This window comes from Streptomyces phytophilus (genome assembly GCF_013870535.1).
Lineage (GTDB): Bacteria > Actinomycetota > Actinomycetes > Streptomycetales > Streptomycetaceae > Streptomyces > Streptomyces phytophilus.
On sequence record NZ_JACBXC010001579.1, the window covers coordinates 1 to 1,204 of the forward strand.

At 75.7% G+C, this 1,204-nt stretch carries 2 protein-coding genes; both read right to left on the reverse strand.

Going from position 1 to position 1,204, the window contains the following annotated elements; all coding sequences use genetic code 11:
• Positions 1–942 (reverse strand): HAMP domain-containing protein (locus H5J30_RS34385; RefSeq protein ID WP_181791734.1); only part of this gene is annotated, 942 nt, incomplete at its 3' end.
• Positions 939–1,204 (reverse strand): winged helix-turn-helix domain-containing protein (locus H5J30_RS34390; protein WP_181791735.1); only part of this gene is annotated, 266 nt, incomplete at its 5' end. The genes H5J30_RS34390 and H5J30_RS34385, both read right to left, overlap by 4 nt.

The window sequence follows — 1,204 nt, forward strand, 5'->3', positions numbered from 1 at the left end:
GGACCAGAACTCCATCCGCTCCCTGATGACCGCGGAGACGTCGCAGCCGACCACCGCGGCCGCCTGCTGCCCGGCGGGCCGGCCGCGCTGCTCGCGCACGGTGGCGATGATCTGGTCGATCTCGCGCTCCAGTTGGGCCACCGCCTGCCGGGTCTGCTCGGCGGCGCCGCTGTCGCCGAGGGAGGCGGCGTTGAGCCGGAGCACGGTCAGCGGGGTGCGCAGCCGGTGGGAGAGGTCGGCGGCCAGCTCGCGCTCGTTGGCCAGCAGCAGCGCGACCTGGTCGGCCATCGAGTTGAACGCCACGGCCGCCGAGCGCAGTTCGGAAGGGCCGGACTCCTCGACCCGGACGCCGAGCTTGCCCTCCCCCAGGTCGTGCGCGGCGCCCGCCAGGCGGCGCGCGGGCCGCACCATCCTGGTGCCGAGCCGGTCCGCCACGGCGACGGAGCCCGCGACCAGCGCGAGGCCGACGCCGGCGAGCACCAGCCACGCCAGCGTCACGCCCTTGGTCAGCTCCCCCGCCGGCACGAACACCTCCACGACGGCGACCCGGTCGCCCTCCACGGCGATGGGCTGCAGCAGCGCGTGCCCGCCGGCGACGGCGACCAGCGACGACGTGCCCGCGCCGGAGGCGCGCTCCACGTCGGCCGCGCCGGCGCGCGGCTCCCCGATCCGTACCGCCGACATGCCCTCCGCGCTGCCGCGCGGCACGTGCACCGCGATCCGCCCGTCCGCACCGGCCTCGGTGCTGCCCACCGCCCGCTCCAACTGCTCGGCGTCGGTGGTGATCGCCAGCGCCGGGCCGATGCCGGCGGCGATCCGCTCGGCGTTGGTCAGCGCGCGGTCCCGGGCCATCTCCTTGACGACGAGCCCGAGCGGAACGGCGAAGGCGACCACGACCATCACCGTGACCGCCAGGCACACCTTGACCAGCGCCCACCTCATGGCGGCGGGATCCCGGGCGGCGGGTCGAGCTTCACGCCGACGCCGCGCAGGGTGTGCAGATAGCGGGGCCGGGCGGCGGTCTCGCCGAGCTTGCGGCGCAGCCAGGACAGATGGACGTCGATCGTCTGGTCGTCGCCGTACGACTGCCGCCACACCTCGGACAGCAGCTCCCGGCGCGGCACGACGACGCCGGGCCGCTCGGCGAGGAACGCCAGCATGTCGAACTCGCGCCGGGTCAGGTCCAGTTCGCGCCCGTCCAGCA